The sequence below is a fragment of the Lactiplantibacillus modestisalitolerans genome, from assembly GCF_005405425.1.
Classification (GTDB): domain Bacteria; phylum Bacillota; class Bacilli; order Lactobacillales; family Lactobacillaceae; genus Lactiplantibacillus; species Lactiplantibacillus modestisalitolerans.
This window is the reverse complement of record NZ_BJEA01000004.1, coordinates 29,672-50,206: the sequence shown is the minus strand read 5'-3', so window position 1 is coordinate 50,206 and position 20,535 is coordinate 29,672. Positions and strand designations below refer to the sequence as shown.

Below are 20,535 nucleotides of genomic sequence, written 5' to 3'. Positions count from 1 at the left end.
CCTCAATCTATTTTTAATCAAAGAAAGCACCACTAACACCGATAGTGGCATTAGTGGCGCCCATTTAATTGCCAGTTTTAAACGACTAGTCGCTTAAGCGGGCAGTTAATTTCTTAGTTAATTCTTCGTAACCTGGCTTACCAAGTAAAGCAAACATGTTGTTCTTGTATGCTTCAACCCCTGGTTGGTTGAATGGGTTGATTCCGTTCAAGTAACCAGAAATGGCAACGGCTGCTTCAAAGAAGTAGATCATGTAGCCAAGCGTGTAAGCATCTTGGGAAGGAATGTTAACGACCATGTTTGGCACACCGCCATCAACGTGGGCCATAATAACCCCTTCAAAGGCCTTAGTGTTAACTTGGGCCATCGTCTTACCTTCAAGGTACTTCAAGCCGTCTAAGTTTTCAGCTTCCTTAGGAATGTCAACGTCACTAGTTGCGTTTTGCACCTTGATAACCGTTTCCATTAAGTTCCGGCGACCTTCTTGGATGTATTGGCCCAAGGAGTGTAAGTCGGTCGTGAAGTTAGCGGATGATGGGTAAATACCTTTTTGGTCCTTACCTTCTGATTCACCCATTAATTGCTTCCACCATTCGGAGAACATTGCCATATTTGGTTCGTAGTTTTCCAAGATTTCAGTGGTGTAACCCTTGCGGTATAAGATGTTCCGCAATGCAGCGTATTGGTAAGCTTCGTTCTTCGTCAAGTCAGCATCTGAGTATTCAGCGCGACCATCAGCAGCACCCTTCATCATGGCATCAATGTCGCCACCAGAAACGGCAATTGGTAATAAACCAACTGGCGTTAAGACCGTGAAACGGCCACCAACGTCATCAGGAATAACGAACGTTTCGTAACCTTCAGCGTCAGCTTCTTGCTTCAACGCACCGCGCTTGCGGTCAGTTGTCGCGTAGATCCGTTCCTTTGCGCCTTCTTCACCATACTTCGCAATCAAGCGTTCCTTGAATACCCGGAAGGCGATTGAAGGTTCCGTCGTAGTCCCGGACTTCGAAATGATGTTAACGGAGAAGTCGCGGTCGCCGATCAAGTGAATCAAATCGTTGACGTATGAAGATGAAATTGAGTTCCCAGCAAAAACAACTTGTGGGAATTGACGATCTTCACGAGAAAGTGATGACCAGAAAGTTTCATGTAAAAATTCAACGGCAGCGCGCGCACCGAGGTATGAACCACCGATACCGATTACAACGAGGACGTCAGAATCGTTTTGAATCTTCTTTGCAGCGGCCTTAATCCGGGCAAATTCTTCCTTATCGTAGTCAACTGGTAAATCTAACCAGCCACGGAAATCGTTCCCGGCGCCGGTTCCTTCACGCAGCTCCTTGTCAGCAGCTGTGACCATCGCTTGCATTTCGCCAAGTTCGTTGTCATGGACGAACTTAGTTAAATTGGAGCTGTCAAATGAAATGTGTGCCATTTACTATTACCTCTTTCTTTACTTAATTACAATCCACATTATACAATAGCCGCTCGCAGAATAAAAAGCGATTACCCATCTTTTTCGCAATTTTCCACCGATTTCGGAAAAAGCAACCGGTTTCACAGACAAAATAAGACGCCTTCGTCATGCAACGAAGCGCGTCAAATCAAGCTTTATTCTAATTAATAAAATTATTATCAAATTAAAAGTAAATTTTTTACTAGGCCTTCATTAGTGAGAGGGCAATCCCACCGACAATCACTAAGATTGAACCGATGACGACGTACACCATTTCACGCTTGGTCTTGCGTTCGCCCAGCAAGAAGATACTCCCGAAAGTAGAGATAACAATTCCCATTTGTGATAAGGAGTAAGCGACGGCCTGACCGATTTGAGCCATTGCCATGAACATGAACAAGTTCCCGACACCCCAAACCAGTCCGGTCACGATGTTGCGGTAAGTCGCCGTTTCTTTCCAAGGCTTGTCCTTGAAAGACCAAATCAACGCCCCAAGTAACATCCCAACGGCTTGTGGCATGACCACGGCCTGAGCATTAACGTTCCCGTAATGCACGACAATCGTGTAACCCGCATAGCCAATCGTTGAAATAATCAGGGCCCGAATCCCAACGCCCCAATTTTCAGACGTACTACGGTTCGGATCAGTTCGGTCAGTCAGGGAGGTCAATACCGCCCCGGCAATCAAAATAATGACGGAAAACGAGCCAATCCAGTACATATTACCGTGCCACTCGTTAAAGAGCAAAACGCCGGCAAGGGCGTTTGCGACTAGTTGCATCCCCGTTGAAATTGGGGTCGTCCGTGAAATTCCAACGGCCTTCATTGACGTAAACTGTTGTCCCTGTCCAATACTCCAGAATAACCCGGAAACGATCCCAATCAGCCAAATTTTGCTGGTTAGCGTCGGTTGTTGAACCAGCCAAAGGGCCAAACCAAAGACAAGTGCCCCCATGGTCATCCCGAGGGTTTGTTGCCGGGCGGAGCCACCCATCCGGCCACTAATCAGGCCGATACTACCCCACGCGATTGCAGGAATCAGTGCAATTAGAATTCCCATTACTAATAATCCTCATTTCTATTTTTTCTCTCATGCCTAACGACAAAAAATAATTCTAACAGTTAAGTAACCGTTTTACCAGTCGTAATCACTGATTCCGCGCTAAATATAATTATATTTATATTTTCATGAATTCGTTTTCTTACTGATAGGGACCGTTTTCAATTAATGAAAACGGTCCCTGAAATGACGCTTAAAATTTTTTTATTTACGGTGGGAATTTATACTCAACTAACTAGTCATCCAGGCTCAAAACGAGCACTTTCAGGTAGTTACTTGCCAGGTACGCTTTGCGCGTAACGAAGTCGGCTGGTAAGCGGTACGTTTCTTCCAAGCGATAATGCCGATCACTGCCCACAAAGGCCGCACTAACCGCCGCTTTAAACTTCTTCATTGAGAAGTTGGCTGCACTCGTCGCGACGATCAAGTGACCCTGGCGCCGTACTACTGGCAAGGTTGCGGTTAATAGGTCGGTTAAATCAGTGGCAACTTGGAACTTTTGCTTCTTAACGCGGGCAAAGGTTGGCGCCGTTACGGCTACCACGTCGTAACTTAAGCGGTGCTTTTGCGCGTAATCCAAGTAGTTCGGTACCTCGATAACCCGAATTTCATGCTTATCTGGGTCAACGTTATTTACGGCTAACTGGTCAGCCGTCGCACTGGCACCCTTTTGGTTAGTTTCAATCGAAATGGTCTTCGCGGCTCCCGCCACGGCTGCGGCCGCGGTAATCCCGTTTTCCTGACTAAATAGGTTTAACACGGTCTTACCCGGCAATTCAGCACCGGCTAACCACTGCCGAATTGGCCGCATATCTAATAATAACCCGGTCGTTAAATCGTCGGCCAAGTGCAGGGGGTACGTGACCGCCCCTTCCGTCACGAGCAAGGGCTCCGGGGCGGCCGTTCCCGTCACGAGTTGGCTCTTCAAATTGGCTTCTTCGACGTTAAACCGCAGTTTCGCGTAAATCCCCTTAAATTGGTGGTCACTGGCCGCTTCAAATGCCGCGTACAGCATCTCACGTTGTTGGTAAACACCCTGCGCGTACCACGTAAAGACGTAGTAGTCCTGATAACGGTCAATCGTTAAGCCACCTAAACCGTCACCATCCGCGTTAAAAACCCGTTGCGGTAACTGGGGATCAAATTCGCGAACCCGGCGGACGAGTGCCTGCTTAAATAACTTGCGGAAATAATCCTGAGTCGGGGTTTCCGCTTCGTCACGACTAAGTACCCAGCCAAGTTGCCGGCGGTGCTTAGCGACCAAGGCATAGCCCATAAATTGGGAACTTGCCATCAACGCGACGAACGACCCGTCCGTCAATTTCATGGCGGGATCCTTTAAATCATCCGCTACGAGTAACGGGTACCCGTCCTTGACCTTCCGTTGTGAATTTCCTGTAATTTGTACTTTTTGCATAAGTTAACTCCTGTTCATTTCTATCGAATTGGGCCTGGTGAGGCCCAGCAAATTGCCGTGTTAAGCGTACCACACTTAACCTAGCGGCGCTATCTAAAAGAGAGTGTGCCAAAAGTCGGTTAGCTGGTGATCAGAGCCAGCTGACTTTTGGCGCACGTTTCGGCTATTAATACGCGGCAACGCACAAGAGACTGTGACTCATGTCACAGTCTCTTAATCAGTTTAGTCTTCATTAATCGGTTGGTCGTGGCCCTCATCCGGGAACGTTATGGTAAAGGTCGTTCCGTGATCAACGACACTTTCAACCGCAATCGAGCCCCCGTGTTGCTGGACCAATTGGTGTGAGATCGCCAATCCGAGGCCCGATTCACCGTACTTTGTATTTTTCCGGGACGGGTCCGCCTTGTAGTACCGCTCCCAAATATTCTTAACTTGGTCGGGGGTCATCCCAATACCGTGATCTTGAACCGCAATCACCGCGGCATGTTCCGTCCGCTTAGCGCGCACTTCGATCACGTTTTCCTGTGAAAACTGAATCGCGTTTTGCATGATATTAAAGAGGACCTGGACAAAGCGGTCGTAGTCCGCCCAAACCGGCAAGGCCGCGGGCACTTGGAGCTTAAACTGGTCGTCCGAAGCTGCCGCTTTCTTGGTCAACTGTTCAACCAGGTTTTCAAGAACTTCCTTACCGTCAAACTGGGTCTTGTTTAACGCAATTTGACCGGTTCGAATTTTCTCGTAATCCAAGTTCTCGTTCACCAGCCGAATCAACCGCTTAGTTTCGTTCTGCATCAATTCGATCGAGTGGCCCTTATCCTCTTCTGGAATCGCATCGTAAGCTAAGCCTTCCAAAATTCCGTTGATGGTCGTCAACGGTGTCCGCATTTCGTGGGCCGCGTCCGCCATAAATTCGCGGCGGCGCTTTTCTTGGCGCTTAATCTCATTATCCGATTTTTTCAATGAACTAACCATGCCGTTAAAGTCATCCGCTAAGTCATCAATTTCGTCCTTGTGATGACTCGCCACCTGAATATCAAAGTCCCCGTTAGCAACTGAATGGGTTGCGTTTCGGAGTCGATTAATCCGGCGAACTGAGTAACGGGCGATGATGTAGCTGAGAATTAAGGCCGCCACCCCCGAGACGAGCAGTGCAATAAACAAATTGTTTTCAATCTGCTGCTCGTTGGCCTGAATGGTCTGCTCAAACGAGCCAATTGAAATCGCACCGACAAACTGCCGGGTACTCCCATTCTTATAAAAGAGTGGCACCAGTACGTCAATCGTCCGTAACGCCGGCGTGTTAACCGGCCGATCATGCCGGCGCGACCGGAACGTCACGTGGGGGGACTGGGTAATAATCTTGTTTTGTTTTAACTTTTTCCAATCGCGGCTGGAAATCCGCGGTTCATAAAAGGATCCACCCGTCATGCCAGCCGTTTCAGCGGTCGGATAAACGACCTGCTTATTAGCGTCATAAACGGAAAAGTGAATGTGCTGATCTCGCAAAATAACGGTGCCATCATTTAAAAATTGCTGGTTAAACCCGACGACCTGATTAGTCTGGGTATTATACCGAATCGCTTCTTTTTCAATACTCGCGGCGTACTGTTGGAGCTGTTGCCACGAATTTTGATAGATCATGGTCTTGGTCGTCCGAATAAAGGAAAAACCTAAAACAACGATCACCGTAATAATGACGGCAAAGAACGCTAACATTTGTTGATAGATCAGCTTCATTGCTCATCCACTCCACCATCATCAAATTTATAACCAACGCCCCAAACGGTCTGAATAATTTGCGGGCCGGCCTTCTCAATTTTTTGCCGTAATTTTTTAATGTGGGCGTCAACCGTGCGTTCGTCACCGTAGTATTCGTAATCCCAAACGAGTTGGAGTAGTTGCTCACGTGAAAAAACCTGGCGTGGTTTCTGAGCCAACGTTTTTAACAGGTCAAACTCTTTAGGTGTCAAATCCTTAATTTCTTTGCCACCTAAATAGGCCTCGCGGGTTTTCGTATTCAGTTTAAAGTGGTCCGTTTGAACGTCAAAATCACTAACCGCGTTCGTCGGGGTTTCCGCTGCGACCTGCTTACCGAGATCGGCCCGCCGGTGTAACGCCTTGATCCGCGCAATTAGGGTAATTGGCGAAAACGGCTTCGTGACGTAGTCGTCCGCTCCCATTTCCAGGCCTAAGACTTGGTCGCTTTCCGAGTCGCGCGCCGTTAACATGATAATTGGTACGGTTGGCGAGGCTTTGCGAATATCTGCACTAACTTGCATACCGTCACGCCCGGGAAGGTTTAAATCGAGGGTCACCATGTCCCAACCGTCAACGTCCTCGTTAAACATTTTGACTGCTTCGTTCCCATCATAAGCGAAATGGGCATCCCAACGTTCTTTTTTAAAGAACATCGCCATCATTTCCGAAACGGATTTATTATCTTCAATCATTAATAATTTCATCGTGGCAATTCCTCCAAGCTATTTCACGAACCCCAATCAATTTGAGGCCTTCATTTTAGCACCCAATATTATTATGATACCCCATTTTGTATCAAGATTCAGTGTTAGTATAACAGTCAATTGCTAATAAACCGTGCGGGCTTTGTGAAAGAAGTGTGTGGTTAATTTTTTCACAAGTTACCGACCGCTTCTAAAACTGAACTGAATTGGTTCGGGTCGCAACCATCCCCACCTATATAATAGAAGCAATTGAACAATTATTAATTCTTGAATGAATGAATTGGCGCTGGAATGTGACCGCCCCGCTGAATGAAGGCTTGCGGTTGACTCGTATTGACTGGCATCACCGGTGCCCGACCAAAGAGGCCGCCAAAGGTCACTTCGTCACCAACCGTTTTACCCGGCGCCGGAATTACCCGGACGGCGGTCGTCTTATTATTGATCATACCGATGGCCGCTTCATCCGCAATCATCCCACTGATGCTAGCCGCACTGGTGTCGCCCGGAATGGCGATCATATCCAAGCCAACAGAGCAAACCGCGGTCATCGCTTCCAACTTTTCTAAGCTTAAACGGCCGGCACTCACGGCTCGAATCATTTCAGCGTCTTCCGAAACCGGAATGAAGGCCCCCGATAAACCGCCGACGTGTTCACACGCCATCACGCCACCCTTTTTAACCGCATCGTTAAGTAGTGCGAGGGCCGCCGTGGTCCCCGGGGCACCAACGCTTTCTAGCCCAATCTCTTCTAAAATTTCGGCCACTGAATCGCCCTCATTCGGGGTTGGGGCCAGGGATAGGTCAACAATCCCAAACGGCACGTTTAACCGCTGAGCGGCAATCGTCCCAACAAACTGCCCCATCCGGGTCACTTTAAAGGCCGTTTTTTTGATTTGTTCAGACACCACGTCAATTTTCGCGCCACGAACTTGTTCCAAAGCCCGCTTAACAACGCCGGGACCACTAATCCCAACGTTAATGACCCGATCGGCTTCGCCAACACCGTGAAACGCCCCCGCCATAAACGGGTTGTCCTCAACCGCGTTTGCGAAGACAACGAGGCTCATGCAATTGACCGGATCAATGGCCGCAACGTCTTTAATGACCTGGCCCATCTCCGCGACCGCATCCAAATTAATGCCGGCCCGCGTCGAACCCACGTTAATCGAACTGCAGACGCGCTTCGTTTCTGCTAACGCTTGCGGTAACGAGGCAATTAACCGCCGGTCGCCAATTTGAAAGCCTTTCTGCACGAGGGCCGAAAAGCCCCCAATCAGGTCAACGCCAAGTGTCGCGGCCGCTTGGTCCATTGTTTTTGCGTAGGCCACGTAATCGTGATCGCCACTAGCTGCGGCAACTAGCGCAATGGGGGTCACCGCAATTCGCTTATTAATAATCGGAATCCCATACTCCGTTTGAATCTGATCCGCGACTTTAACTAGGTCACGGGCACTAGTCGTAATCTTATCGTAAATCTTTTGCCGCGAACGCTCCCCATCGCTATCAATGCAATCAAACAGTGAAATTCCCATGGTAATGGTCCGGATATCTAAGTTTTCTTCCGCCACCATCTGAATCGTTTCTAAAATTGAACGCGTCTCCATACGGCACCCCCTACAATTTTTGAATAGCGTCAAAAACAGCTTGACGTTGAATTCGAATCGTTAAGCCAGCCGTCCGCCCCAGCGTTTCGAGCGCCGTTTGCGCGTCAGCGAAACTTAGCTTTTGATCATCCCACTCACCGGATAACATCATCGTGAAGCTCCGATCCATTAAGGTTTGCGAAATATCAATAATATTAATCTGTAGTTCAGCTAGCTTCGTCGCAACTTGCGCAACGATGCCCACCTGGTCCTGACCGACAACGGTAATGATTGCTTTCATGTTCAATCCCTCCATTTAATAGCGTTTTCAATAATCATAGCACGCGGACTGTGAAAGCGCACTTGCAACCGGTCCCAAATTATAATTCAATCAGAAGTGCCGAATTCGCGCAGGCAGTCCCGCGATTGTTTGTTATAATGTAAGCCGCAATTAATTGAGAAGGAGTGAGTTCAGTTGACGCAACAACACCACTTACGCGGTATTTTGCTCGCGAGTACGGCGTGTATTTTATGGGGAATTTCGGGGGTTTGTGCGAGCACCCTCTTCATCCACAACCGGGGCCTCTCCGCAATTTGGTTGACTCAAATTCGGATGCTAGTCGCGGGCAGTATTTTAATTATTTGGGCCCAATTAGCGCATAAACGCCCACTACAAATTTGGCATCACCGGCAAAGCGCGTGGCAAGTCGTCAGCTACGGGCTCATTGGGATGATTCCGGTCCAGTTCTGTTACTTTGAAGCGGTCCGCGTTGGTAACGCCCCCATCGCCACCATTATTCAGTTTTTAGGACCATTCATTATTAGTTTTTATTACTTATTATTTAAGCACGTCCGGCCCAGCCGCATCGAATTGCTCGGCATGGGGCTTGCGTTTATTGGTACTTTACTAATTGTGACCCACGGGCATTTAAACCAATTAGCGATTTCACCGGCAGTGCTCTTCTGGGGCGGACTATCCGCCGTGGGGGTCGCCACTAACACCCTGTTACCCCGGCCGCTTTTGCCCAAGTACGGCGCCCTGACGGTAACCGGTTGGGGCTTACTGGTCGCCGGACTCTTCCTAATGCTCGTGCAACCGGCCTGGCGCCAATCCGTTACCCTAACCGGCTTTGACTTCGGGCTACTCGTTGTCATTATTTTACTGGGAACCGTCGCGCCGTTCCTGATGTTCGCCCGCAGTTTAAGCGACATTTTACCAACCACTGCTAGTTTACTCGACGCGTTTGAACCACTGGCGGCCACCGTCTTCTCGGTCGCCTTCCTAAGTACCCAGCTCACCCGCTTTGACTTCATCGGCGGGAGCCTCATTATCCTGGCAGTCATGGCCCTATCCATCAACATGGACAAAGTCATGCGCCGCTGGCGGCGGTGGCGGCAAGCGTCTTAAGCTTTATAGTTGGCACACCGGGGGAACTATGCTAGACTAGTAATGTTGAATCTGGGGGTGTTCTGGATTCGACAGGTATAGTTTGAGTCCGGATTGCGTTTCGTAGGTTGCGTCTACGTAAAAACGCTCAGTTTAAATTATAACTGCAAAAAATAATAACAATTCTTACGCTTTAGCTGCTTAATAGGCGCTTAACGTAGATCCTCCCAGGATCGTCCATGTTCTGGATCTGGGTCCTAAATTTAGTGGACTTACGCTCAAGGCTTCCACCTGGAGTTGCGAGAAGAGATTAATCAGGTTAGCCATGACTGATAGCCCTGTCATGCGGCGTTTGGCATGGTGAACTTTAAGTAGTATGACTATGAACGTAGATATCCGGGGGGCAATATGCTTGGACGCGAGTTCGACTCTCGCCACCTCCATTCTTAAGTTTCAAGGCGATGTAATAAGCTCCAGAACACTTGTTATATCAACGTTTTAAGGCAATTGGTAAAGCAACTAAATATCATCGAATCAAACTAAATGGTATTCAAAATGGTATTCAACCAACCACGCTAGAAACGGACTATCAAGGTCATCCGAACTCCGGATGGCCTTGATTTTACACTTACGCAAACACAACTTAACCGTAACAAATGTCGTAACAATTTTATACTGGCGGGCTAGAATGTGGAAGCTATCCTAAATGGATAGCTTTTTTTATGCCTTGCAATCATTCCCAAAGCAATCCCCCTCTCATTTCAAGCTCAAAAACCCGTCCAATTGCACAACCATGCCTTTCTCAGCGTCCAATTACATGCTACAATTTAATTACTGATATCGTTTGCATTTTTGCGCGGGGACGCGATGCAAGCTGACGATTGATTTACGAGGAGGCGTTATGAATGGCACATAAAGATAATAAACCATCCGCTGGTAAACGGCTCTGGAATTCAATTACTGAGCCGATTCCAGATGAACACGATCAAGATGAAAATAACGAACAAATTCCACTGGCGTACGATCTAAAGGAGACGCCCAGCGACGAGCATCAGGCCGAAGATGATGCTGATGCCGAGGCTAAGTCCACCATTGATCCAGCCCGGGTGTCGCGTTCGGCTGGCACCCCGACCCCACCGCCCGAGCGGCCTAACCAGCATCAAGATGACGAGCAAGAACCCGAGCACCGGCGTTCCAATCCCCATCTAAAAAGGTCGCGGCACCGCAACCATTGGAAACTAGCGCTGACTAGCGTTGTCGTTTTGGTGATTGCGGTTGCTGGTGCTTTTTTCATGTGGAACCGGGCGAAAGCGACCCAGACGCACACCCAGGATGAGGCGCATGCCCTGGTCGCTAAGATTTACACGTCCAAGGCCCACCAAGATATTCGCAAGTCCGTCACCCGTGCTCAACTTCAGGCGCTCCAAACGCAAATTGATAAAGTTAAGGATTCAAAAACCAAAGCCACCCTGCAAGCACAACACGACGACGCGGCTAACATGTTAAGCATTCGGACGGCCTATCAGGGATTACGAAACGCGGACGGTTTAATCAAGGCAAACGTCACGACTGCGAACATCAACAAAATTAAACGCCGGTTGACCACGACCGATTTAACTAATACGAAGCCCCAGTTTGCCAAGCAGTCGCAAAAACAATTAACGGCAACCAACCAGATTGTTACCAAGGTTGCCACCGTCCACCAAGATTTCAAGAAGCTCTACACTAAGAAGGGGCAATTGAAAGCATCAACTGCATCTAAAACCATTAATAAGGTGCAAAAAGACTTGAAGGCTTACCGGGACAAGTCTCAGCTTGCGGCCGACGACTACGATCAACTCCAAAAAGACCGTAAAGCCCTGGCCAAGAAGCAGAAAAAGGCCAAAGCAGCCAGTCAGTCCGAGGCAACGTCAACTTCACAGGCGGACCTGATTAGTGAAAGCACTAGTTCGATCAGTTCAAGTTCAATTAGCGATGATCAGCTAACTGCTAGTGACGATTCAACGAGTGCAACTAAGAATGATAGTCAACTTTACTCGCAATCATCCCAGTATTCATACCGGTACTACGCCCCAACGACCCGCAAGTCATATACGGGTTCGTCGTATTATTACCAGGCGCCGAGCCGGAAAAAGTCCAGCAGCCATCAATCATCAACGCCGAACTCTCACGAATATTCGTCAACATCAGCTAAAAAAAACAAGCCTTCAGATTCAGATTCAACTAGCGACGTTAACAAGGACTCAAGTCCGTCGAAAGAGACCGATGACAATGAGTCCGTGACGAGTCCGGACGAGGAAACCGGTGCTGAAGAATAAACTGACTATGCAGACCGTCGATTCACTTGTCTAATCACCCTTTTAAAGTATGCACCGTTAGTCGGTCCCCAGCGCGGGACCGACTTTTTTTCGAATCGATTAATGGTGTTACCATTTTGAATGCCGTAAAATTAACTTAACCGTATTTAATCTTAATTGATGGAGGGTTAACATGACCGATTTATTTGCAGCTGGTGCAATTAGCATTCACGGCGCTCAAGAAAACAACCTCAAAGACGTTAATTTAAAAATTCCGAAACACCAAACGACCGTTTTTGCCGGTCTCTCCGGTTCCGGTAAGTCTTCATTAGTGTTTGACACCCTAGCGGCCACTTCCCGACGCGAACTTAACGAAACTTTTCCGAGTTTTACCCAACAATACCTGCCAAAGTACGGGCAACCCACCGTCGACCGAATTGACCACCTCCCCGTCGCCATCGTGGTGGAACAAAAACCAATTGGCCGGAATTCGCGTTCGACCCTCGCAACCTATACCGGTATCTATTCGGTTTTACGGCTCATGTTCTCACGCCTCGGCCAACCCTGGGTGGGCTATTCCGAATGGTTTTCCTTTAACCTACCACAGGGCATGTGTCCGGAATGTCAGGGGCTCGGTTTCGTGGACGACGTCGACGAGCGTCAATTAATTGACCCCAATAAGTCGCTTAACGAGGGTGCAATGACCTTCGCCGGCTTCCAACCCGGCACGTGGCGCTGGAAGGAATATGGCAACAGCGGCCTCTTTGATTTAGATAAAAAAATTAAGGATTACTCTGCTGAGGAATACGACCTCTTCATGCACGCCCCGCAGCAAAAGCTTAAAAATCCCCCAGCCAAATGGGGCCGAACGGCGTTGTACGAAGGACTCGTTCCCCGCATGTTACGCTCCGTCATCCACAGTGCTTCCGGTCGCCACCATGAGGCCGCTCTGGCCAAAATCGTCACCCGCAAACCCTGCCCGGTTTGTCACGGCAGTCGTTTGAATGCTAAGGCACTAACAAGTCGCATCGCGGGTTATAACATTGCCGAAGTCAGCAATCTGGACCTCGTCAACGTCCTCAAGTTTTTGGATCAAATTGACGACCCCAAGGGCAAGCCGATGGTCCGCGAACTTCGCAGTAAGGTACAAGCGCTCGTCGACATTGGCCTGGGCTACCTATCGCTTGGCCGGGGCACCGATACGTTGTCGGGCGGCGAAGCGCAACGGATCAAGATTGCGAAATACTTAACGAGTTCGCTTTCCGACCTCGTTTACGTCCTCGATGAACCGAGCGTCGGCCTTCATCCGCACGATATCCAGTTAATCACGCGCTCCTTGAAAAAATTAAAGGCGCGTGGTAACACGATTGTTCTCGTTGATCACAATCCGGCAATCATTTCAGCGGCCGACTATGTCGTTGAAATGGGCCCACAGGCGGGTAAAAATGGTGGCCGCGTGACTTTCACGGGGACTTACCCGCAATTATTGCAGTCGGACACCATTACGGGCAAGATGCTCCGGGAAACCATCCATTTCAGAAAACCCCGGCAACCGCAAGCCTGGCTAACCGTCGACCACGTCACGGCTCACAATCTCAACAACGTCAACGCTCGGATTCCCCGGGGCGTCTTAACGGTTATCTCTGGACCGGCCGGCGCTGGTAAAAGCACCCTCGTTTCGGCATTCAAGCACCAAATGGCTGATCAAGATTATATCGACCTTAGTCAGAACGCGGTTGGGATCAACATTCGGTCGACACCTGCAACCTATCTCAATATTCTAAATCCACTCCGCCGCCTCTTTAGTAAGGCTAACGGGGGCGTTTCAACCCAGTTATTTAGTTATAACGGTAAGGGGGCTTGCCCCCGCTGTAAAGGGAAGGGCGTGATGATTACTGAGATGGCTTTTATGGACCCGGTCGTTCAAACTTGCGAGCTGTGCCACGGCAAGCGCTATAGTCAAGAAGCCCTCCAGTACACTTACCACGGTAAGGATATTGCCGAGGTCCTAAATATGTCGATCAACGATACGCTGGCCTTTTTCAAAGATGTTCCGAGTATTGATCAGAAGGTGCAACTCTTGCATCAAGTTGGGCTGGGCTATCTCAACCTCAGCCAGTCCATGACCACCCTTTCCGGTGGTGAAGTCCAACGGGTCAAACTCGCAATGGAACTTGACCATACGGGGAGCGTCTACTTTCTCGACGAACCCACGACCGGCCTACACCTCCAGGATACCCAGCGGTTAATTGACTTGTTCGAGGGCCTCGTCAATAAGGGAAACACCTTGATTCTAATTGAACATAACCTCAAGTTAATTTCACAGGCCGATTGGCTGATTGACATGGGACCGGACGCCGGTAAATACGGCGGCCAGGTCTGTTTTGAGGGCCAGCCCGCTACGAGCGTTCACGACCCTCACTCCAGAACCGGGGTAGCGCTCGCCAAACTCGGCGCTGAGGCTTAACTTACTAGTGAAATTAAAAGTAGCGGCTGTGACGAGCGTCACAGTCGCTACTTGTCTTTGGATATTAATTGGCACACTCGCGCGCACTTTGAATGCGTTGTTAATTTGTTACGTTAATCAACCGGCGACTTCACTTTCCGTTTGCGGAAACCCGGTTTACAATGAAACATGAATCCAACAACTCGTTTGCTGGATCCACTCCAAGATTTTCGGATGATGTTGTCAACCACTTTACGCCCAATTAGTCTGACGACTAGGCCCGTGCCTAGTCGTTTTTTGTCGCTTCCGGCTAGTACGAGTGCCATCATTTATTAAAGAGCACTCAACCGTTGCCGGCTAAAACCAACCCGCGTTAACATCCGGTAAATTAGCGGCACTAAAATAAAGCAAGCAATCGAATTAATGGTTGCGGCTAATAAGCTGGTGAAAGCACCAATCATCGCAACGTTGAGCGTTGTCCCAACCATCAGGGCCTCAATCACACCGGTACACCACGACGTTACAATTTTAGTTATTCCGGCAACCAGTGAGACCCAGTACAGCTGAAGGAAACGATCTTCTGAATAATGAACCAGCCGGAAACTCCAACTGACCATCGCCGCTAAAATAATGGCTTCAATAACCGTTAGCCAGGCCGTCGCCGCGTAACCGTTAAGCAAATCAAAAAGGCCCAGCCCAATTGCACCGGCAGCCGCCCCATAACCAAATCCCAGCAACATAACCGCAATCACGGTTAAAATATTGCCAAAGTGAATGAACGGTCGCCCCACAATCGCTGGCAACGGAATTCGAATTACACTGATTCCAATCAAAATAATGGCCGCAAATAAACCGGCAAACACGACTTTCTTTAATTGTACTGATTTCATTTAACTAACTCCCCATTTTATTAACGTTTTGTAATTATATTCTAATCCTTCAACGGCCAAATTGATAGTCACCCTCGGCTTTAATCTCCGATAATTGAATAACCGGCCCCCCAGTCGGCTGCCCAATGTCAATTTGGCACGCAATTGCGAGTAAATCATGCGCCGCACGCGGCATTTGATAATCGTGACAAAATAAGTAGTAACCTAAGTCAACAACCAAGTGGCGCGCAACCACCAGGTAATCTTCCTGTTGCGCCAACCGCTGGCCAGCCCGAAGTACCAACCGATTTAGCCCCACATCACTGCGAATCGCTTGGTCGTTGCGCGTCAAGATCAATTGCGTTTTTAGCTGGGTTTTCTGTTGCTGTGAAACCCAAAAATCCGCTTTCGCCATTCCACTCAACTCCGTTCCTTAGTCGCTTACATCATAGGAGTTTTCGGTAGGCTTCGCAATGAATGACACTCAAAACGCCGGTGCACCGGCATTACTCAGGCTTAACTACAAAATATATTATGTTCAAAGTTTAATCGGACTTAACCGGCTAGCGGTTCAAACCACCTTTATTTAAAGATAACTAACTAACGCCTACCATTAAATTTATATTTAACAACCAAGACCAAAAAGACGGCTCAGCGCCGTCTTTTACTATCGATCTTGATCGTGTAAACCAACCAACAACACGACGACCCCCAAAATCAAGGCGCCAACGAACATCATGAAGATGGCGGAAATGCCAAGTCCCATGCCCATTAAGGCCCCCACTAAGAACGGACCGATGGTTGCCCCAATTCGACCGATTGACTGGGCAAAGCCCATGCCCATTCCCCGGGCGTCGGCGGCAAACTGGCCAGGTGTAAAGGCAATCATAATCCCCCACGCACCTAGCGTGAAAAACGATAACCAAGCGCCACTAATTAAAATCATCGTGGTGTTCGTCGCCAGTCCAAACGCCGCTGCACTAATCATCGTTCCCAGTAAATAGGCGGTCAAAACCGCTTTACGGGGCACTTTACCAAGTAGCCACGCCGCTAAGTAGTAACCCGGTAATTGTGCCAAGCTCATCAATACCGTGTAGCCAAAGCCGTGAACCATTGAAAAGCCCCGTAAGACTAAGACACTTGGTAGCCACAAAAACATCCCGTAGTACGCAAACATGATTACAAACCAGAGAATGCTTAAGCAAGCCGTTGCCCGCCGATACTCTGGCGACCACACCTGACGTAAAGCTGGCCAAAACGCACGCTTATTGCTTGATCGTTCAGCTGAAGATGTTGGCAGGTGGCGACGCATGAGTAACGCGTACAACCCCATCAGCGCGGTTAGTAACACCGTTAATCGCCAGCCCAAAACAGGCATCACTAAGAAAGCTAATAATGAAGCAATGATCCAGCCAAACGCCCAGAAACTATCAACGAGTACGAGCATCCGCGCGCGGCGCGTACCCGTAAAATGATCAGCAATAATTGTCGCGGCAACCGGTAACTCGCCCCCTAGACCAATTCCAGTCAAGAGCCGAATAATGATAAACCAAGTCACGTTCGGTGCGATCGTCAACAGTAAGTTCCCGAACGAAAATAAAAGCAGGGTCATGATCATAACCGGCTTACGGCCCCACTTATCCGCTAAGTAACCACAACCCAGCGCCCCAATCATCATCCCGAGTGAGGTAACCGCACTAACCGCTCCTAACTGGCTCCCCGTTAAGTGCCAACTCTCCTTGATCACTGGCATAATAAATGACAATAATGCAACGTCCAGCGCGTCAAATAGCCACGCCGTTCCAATTAATAATAAGAGCTTCGTGCCCTTTGCTTCCATTAACCTAATCCCCCATATTTTTTAAATTAACAGCGCTATTATGTATTTCCTTAAGGTGTTTTCAGGTTATCATTTTGAACCTGTCATGTCAATTCAGTTTCGCCATGTTAACAATCTTAATTGTCAATTAAAGCAACCTGTCAAGACAATTCAACGTACAAAAAAAGATTGAGCGGCTAACCGCCCAATCTACGTTAATTGATTTAATTCATTTGGGTCAATGCTTGAACCGTCCAGCCGTTAATCGCTGACTTTTCAATGATTGCTTTTTTAATTTCCCAGACATCCGCCTTAATATAGTGCTGGCGAGCAGTCATTAATGGAATATTGGTATAAACCTCGTGACCCTTATTAATTGTAACGCGCATTGTATTACGTCCTTTCCTAACGCTCAGGAAATCTGTAAATAATTCCGTGTATTAATACTGGGGCAAGTACTGGATACTTCAAAGTTATTTATTCAAAATCTGAGATTGATTGTGCAAGTTGCGGAGCCGTTCCACGCCCCGAACCAAGTACTTACTTTAGCATACCTCGTTAACTTTAGCGAGGTATTTCTCCGTAATTTGAAACTTTTTTAAGCAATTTATCAAACCCGAGGCTTGCCCTTGGCAGCAATGATGAAAGCGGTTTACAATACAGTTAAAGCCAAGCTAGGAGGGGGTTTCATGAGAAAAACACACGTCCTTGTTTATGGCGGTATTTCGTTGGTTTACCTGTTCGCACTTTACGCGTTATACCACCTACTTCGATTAGCTTATATTTTATTCCTGCTTTAATTTTCCATAACCGTACAAATACGAGGACTGTGGCGAATACCACAGCCCTCGTATTTATTTCAGCATATTAATAGGCAAAGCGGATACCAAAAATCAGCCGGCTCCGTTCACCAGCAGATTTTTAGTACACGCTCATTTTTTTAATGCGCTTGCGACCAGAGTGCCTTTTCAATCGTCGTCGCAACCCGTGGATTTTCGTGCAATTGACTATGCTGAGCCGAAGCCCCGTGAAAATCCCGCTCAACGTAGTGGACCCGTTGATCACGCAGTAGGTACTTGATCGAACGTGCTGAAACGTGCGTCACCAAGCCATCCGAATTAGTGCCATCGTCTAAGTCACCCACGATGTTTAACAAGTGCACGCCCTTTGGAAACTGGTGGCGTTTAGGCGCTAACAACTGGTACGCAGCGTGTTGATACTTCGGCGCCCCTGATGCTAAGAACTGGTTTTGATTGGCCACGTCGTCTTCACCAACCACGCCATCAAACGGACCCGCAATCGTGACGAGCTGTTTGATTCGTGGAAAACTAGCCGGATGGGCCGTCATCAATAAATTGACCGTTGCAACACACCCCGCCGAATGGGCCACCACGTTATAACGCTTAAAGTGGTGCGCTTGCTGGACCGCCGTTAACACCTTGGTAAGCCAAGCCGTTTGTTGCGGGTACTGAGCTAAGTTGTTCGTAAAGACGACCTGAATGAGTGGGCGCTTGACCCGCTTACCCCAGTGTCCCGTCAATTGAACTTGACCATCGGCACTGACGGTCGCCGTGAGCACCTTCTTAGCTTGGGCGTGCTGCTCGGCGTGCGCAATTAACGTGTTCGTTGATTTAGCACTGCCCTGAAACCCGTGGACGTAAAAAGTAGGTACAACCGCAACCGACCGCTTCACTTTGCGCGTCGTACTCGCGCGACTCGTCTGCGCCGTTGATTTAGCTCGCTGACCACAGCCAACCAGGGTCAAACCGAAAACGCCCGCAACCAAGGCCAGTACCGCCCCCCGACGAAACCATTGCCATTTATTAATCTTAACCGCCCCTTACCAATTTCGTTGAACCGCCACTAACTCGTCAGCGAGTGGTGACGTTGCTAATTTCAAATACGTGACGTGTTTACCCGGTTTTGGCGAATGAATCAGCCAACCGTCGCCGGCGTACATCGCAACGTGGTGCACTCGCCCGTGTCCGTGCTCACTAGCAAAAAAGCAGAGGTCTCCGGGTTGGGCGGTGGCTAACGTCACTGGCGTGCCAACCGTGCGTTGTTCGGCAGCGTCCCGTGGTAGTCGCACCCCAATACAGCGGTGAAGCGCGTAGACAAAACCGGAACAATCAAAACCGTCGCTACTAATGCCGCCCCACAAATAACGTAAGTCCAAGTACTTGCGGGCCAGTTGCACCATCGTTTGACCGGCCGTTAAATCAGCGGTCAAGAAATCAAACTGGGTTGCGCCTTTGGCAATTTTTCCCACCCCCAGCGGGGTCTGAACCTGATCGTAACGGTAATCCTTACTTGAAATCACCGTCAGTTCCGTTCCTAGGTTAAGCTGGCGCAAGGTTGACCCATCCGCGCGCAATAACGGCGTTTGGCGTCGCCGAACCGTAACCGTTGGCCCGGTTTGGACGGCTAACGGGGCCAACGACAACTGAGCCGCCCAGATCCAGCCTGGATAGCCCTGTGGGTGGGCCTCATCACGTTGCGTTGCCACGTAGCCGTACGCCCAACCATCCACCAACCGTTCAATAACAAACGGATCGTTGAACAACGCCTGGGTCACCAGGCGATTGTGCCGTTCCAAATCAATGGTATCCGCGTCCGTCAGTTGCCCCAACCACGCCTGTAACCCGGTATTGGCCAACGCCGGACTTTCCAATGATGTTACGTGCGGTTGTCGCCAAACGTTGGCAACCGTCGCGATAATTCGTGCTGTTTGCATTTAACCACCCCCACGTTTTATTAAGTCTAACATACCATTTTTTACGTCGTCCGACACGGGCAACGGTTAAGTTGTTTTCCTTTCTTCAGCTTTTCAAACCCGAAATTAAAAGATTCTGTGAAAGTATGCTATTATACTAATAATTACTTAGGAGGCATTTGTCATGGATAAAACCGATTTAAAAATTCTAAATGCCTTACAGTCCGACGCACGGATTTCCCTAAAAGCGTTAGCCGATCAGTGTTTCATCTCTTCACCAGCGATTTCGGCGCGGATTACCCGGCTTAAGAAAAGCGGCATTATCCGGGACTATCAGGCGAACCTAAATTACGAAAAGCTGAACTATCATATTAAAGCTTACATTCAGTTACAGCTGGAACCCACTCAAAAGGAGCGCTTTTACCCGTTCGTCGAAGGGGTCCCAAACATTTTGGAATGTGATTGCGTGACCGGGGAATATTCACAAATTCTAAAGGTGATTTTTGAATCAACTCAGGCCCTCGACGAGTTTGTCAATCAACTGCAAACCTTCGGCAAAACCAGCACCCAAATTGTTTTCTCAACCAGCGTGCCGAACCGCGGTTTGACTCTACCTACCGATCACGACACTAGTCAGGTTCACGAGTAGCCGGGACGACCCCAAAATTTTATAAGCACTAACCGTTCTACGATTAGCTCCGTAAAATCCAAAATACTGTAATCCCCTTAAGGTTGACGGATGAAAAACTATAATTCATCTATTAACTTTAAGGGGATTTTATTATGCCTAGAAATAAGTTTACTGCCGAAGACAAGTTGCGATTATTGCAAGCACCGACCTATCGAAAACAACATGTTTTACTACCTTCCTGGCGCTTAATCACTTGATGAACCGCCACCAAGTGATTAGAACCATGTCCCGGCCCAAGACACCGTGTACGCCAACGCGCCGCTGGAACGTTAGTAGAGCGCGTTTAGGCTAAATTTCTTCTAGTTTCAGGTACATCGCCCACTAGAATCCAT

At 48.6% G+C, this 20,535-nt stretch carries 17 protein-coding genes and 1 other RNA gene; 5 read left to right on the top strand and 13 right to left on the bottom strand.

What is annotated here, in order from left to right:
* Window positions 1-85 precede the first annotated feature (85 nt).
* From FFM79_RS02950 to FFM79_RS02920, 7 genes are all read right to left on the bottom strand, one after another.
* Window positions 86-1,438 (bottom strand): glucose-6-phosphate isomerase, encoded by a 1,353-nt coding sequence (locus tag FFM79_RS02950; RefSeq protein ID WP_137641980.1) that lies wholly within the window; start codon window positions 1,436-1,438, stop codon window positions 86-88.
* 223 nt (window positions 1,439-1,661) lie between these two features.
* Window positions 1,662-2,519 (bottom strand): GRP family sugar transporter, encoded by an 858-nt coding sequence (locus FFM79_RS02945; RefSeq protein WP_137641979.1) that lies wholly within the window; start codon window positions 2,517-2,519, stop codon window positions 1,662-1,664.
* Window positions 2,520-2,754: 235 nt separating this feature from the next.
* Window positions 2,755-3,936, bottom strand: coding sequence for a class I SAM-dependent methyltransferase (locus FFM79_RS02940; RefSeq protein ID WP_137641978.1), 1,182 nt, complete (start codon window positions 3,934-3,936; stop codon window positions 2,755-2,757).
* 222 nt (window positions 3,937-4,158) lie between these two features.
* Window positions 4,159-5,673, bottom strand: a complete 1,515-nt coding sequence (locus FFM79_RS02935; protein ID WP_137641977.1) for an ATP-binding protein — start codon at window positions 5,671-5,673, stop codon at window positions 4,159-4,161.
* The gene (locus FFM79_RS02930; protein WP_137641976.1) at window positions 5,670-6,398 is read right to left on the bottom strand and encodes a winged helix-turn-helix domain-containing protein; all 729 of its coding nucleotides are present in this window, start codon (window positions 6,396-6,398) and stop codon (window positions 5,670-5,672) included. Before FFM79_RS02930 ends, FFM79_RS02935 begins: the two co-directional genes overlap by 4 nt.
* A 260-nt stretch (window positions 6,399-6,658) precedes the next feature.
* Window positions 6,659-8,002 (bottom strand): PFL family protein, encoded by a 1,344-nt coding sequence (locus FFM79_RS02925; protein WP_137641975.1) that lies wholly within the window; start codon window positions 8,000-8,002, stop codon window positions 6,659-6,661.
* 10 nt (window positions 8,003-8,012) lie between these two features.
* Window positions 8,013-8,282 carry an ACT domain-containing protein gene (locus FFM79_RS02920; RefSeq protein WP_137641974.1) on the bottom strand — a complete coding sequence of 90 codons (270 nt, stop codon included), beginning with the start codon at window positions 8,280-8,282 and terminating at the stop codon, window positions 8,013-8,015.
* Between the two features lie 174 nt (window positions 8,283-8,456).
* Between FFM79_RS02920 and FFM79_RS02915 the strand changes: the two genes are divergently transcribed.
* The 4 genes from FFM79_RS02915 (at window position 8,457) to FFM79_RS02900 (ending at window position 14,132) form a co-directional block, all read left to right on the top strand.
* A complete protein-coding gene (locus FFM79_RS02915; RefSeq protein ID WP_137641973.1) occupies window positions 8,457-9,389 on the top strand; it encodes a DMT family transporter in 933 nt (310 codons plus the stop codon).
* A gap of 53 nt (window positions 9,390-9,442) precedes the next feature.
* Window positions 9,443-9,814: a transfer-messenger RNA gene (gene ssrA / locus FFM79_RS02910) on the top strand.
* Between the two features lie 459 nt (window positions 9,815-10,273).
* The gene (locus FFM79_RS02905) at window positions 10,274-11,686 is read left to right on the top strand and encodes a hypothetical protein (RefSeq protein WP_137641972.1); all 1,413 of its coding nucleotides are present in this window, start codon (window positions 10,274-10,276) and stop codon (window positions 11,684-11,686) included.
* Window positions 11,687-11,858: 172 nt separating this feature from the next.
* Window positions 11,859-14,132: an ATP-binding cassette domain-containing protein gene (locus tag FFM79_RS02900; RefSeq protein ID WP_137641971.1), complete on the top strand. Its 2,274-nt coding sequence runs from the start codon at window positions 11,859-11,861 to the stop codon at window positions 14,130-14,132.
* Window positions 14,133-14,443: 311 nt separating this feature from the next.
* On the opposite strand, the gene FFM79_RS02895 is transcribed toward FFM79_RS02900, so the two are convergent.
* The 6 genes from FFM79_RS02895 to FFM79_RS02870 all read right to left on the bottom strand — a co-directional run bounded on the left by FFM79_RS02895 (window position 14,444) and on the right by FFM79_RS02870 (window position 19,533).
* On the bottom strand, window positions 14,444-15,001 hold the full coding sequence (locus tag FFM79_RS02895) for an ECF transporter S component (protein ID WP_137641970.1): 558 nt from the start codon (window positions 14,999-15,001) through the stop codon (window positions 14,444-14,446).
* Window positions 15,002-15,050: 49 nt separating this feature from the next.
* Entirely contained in the window at window positions 15,051-15,395 is a 345-nt protein-coding gene (locus tag FFM79_RS02890) for a bacteriocin immunity protein (RefSeq protein WP_137641969.1), read from the bottom strand.
* Between the two features lie 252 nt (window positions 15,396-15,647).
* The gene (locus FFM79_RS02885; protein WP_137641968.1) at window positions 15,648-16,820 is read right to left on the bottom strand and encodes an MFS transporter; all 1,173 of its coding nucleotides are present in this window, start codon (window positions 16,818-16,820) and stop codon (window positions 15,648-15,650) included.
* Window positions 16,821-17,023: 203 nt separating this feature from the next.
* Window positions 17,024-17,188 (bottom strand): hypothetical protein, encoded by a 165-nt coding sequence (locus FFM79_RS02880; RefSeq protein WP_137641967.1) that lies wholly within the window; start codon window positions 17,186-17,188, stop codon window positions 17,024-17,026.
* A gap of 551 nt (window positions 17,189-17,739) precedes the next feature.
* Window positions 17,740-18,585 carry an alpha/beta hydrolase gene (locus FFM79_RS02875; protein ID WP_225424360.1) on the bottom strand — a complete coding sequence of 282 codons (846 nt, stop codon included), beginning with the start codon at window positions 18,583-18,585 and terminating at the stop codon, window positions 17,740-17,742.
* A gap of 54 nt (window positions 18,586-18,639) precedes the next feature.
* Window positions 18,640-19,533: a C40 family peptidase gene (locus FFM79_RS02870; protein ID WP_137641965.1), complete on the bottom strand. Its 894-nt coding sequence runs from the start codon at window positions 19,531-19,533 to the stop codon at window positions 18,640-18,642.
* Between the two features lie 163 nt (window positions 19,534-19,696).
* Between FFM79_RS02870 and FFM79_RS02865 the strand changes: the two genes are divergently transcribed.
* Window positions 19,697-20,161 (top strand): Lrp/AsnC family transcriptional regulator, encoded by a 465-nt coding sequence (locus tag FFM79_RS02865; protein ID WP_137641964.1) that lies wholly within the window; start codon window positions 19,697-19,699, stop codon window positions 20,159-20,161.
* The last annotated feature ends 374 nt before the right edge of the window (window positions 20,162-20,535 follow it).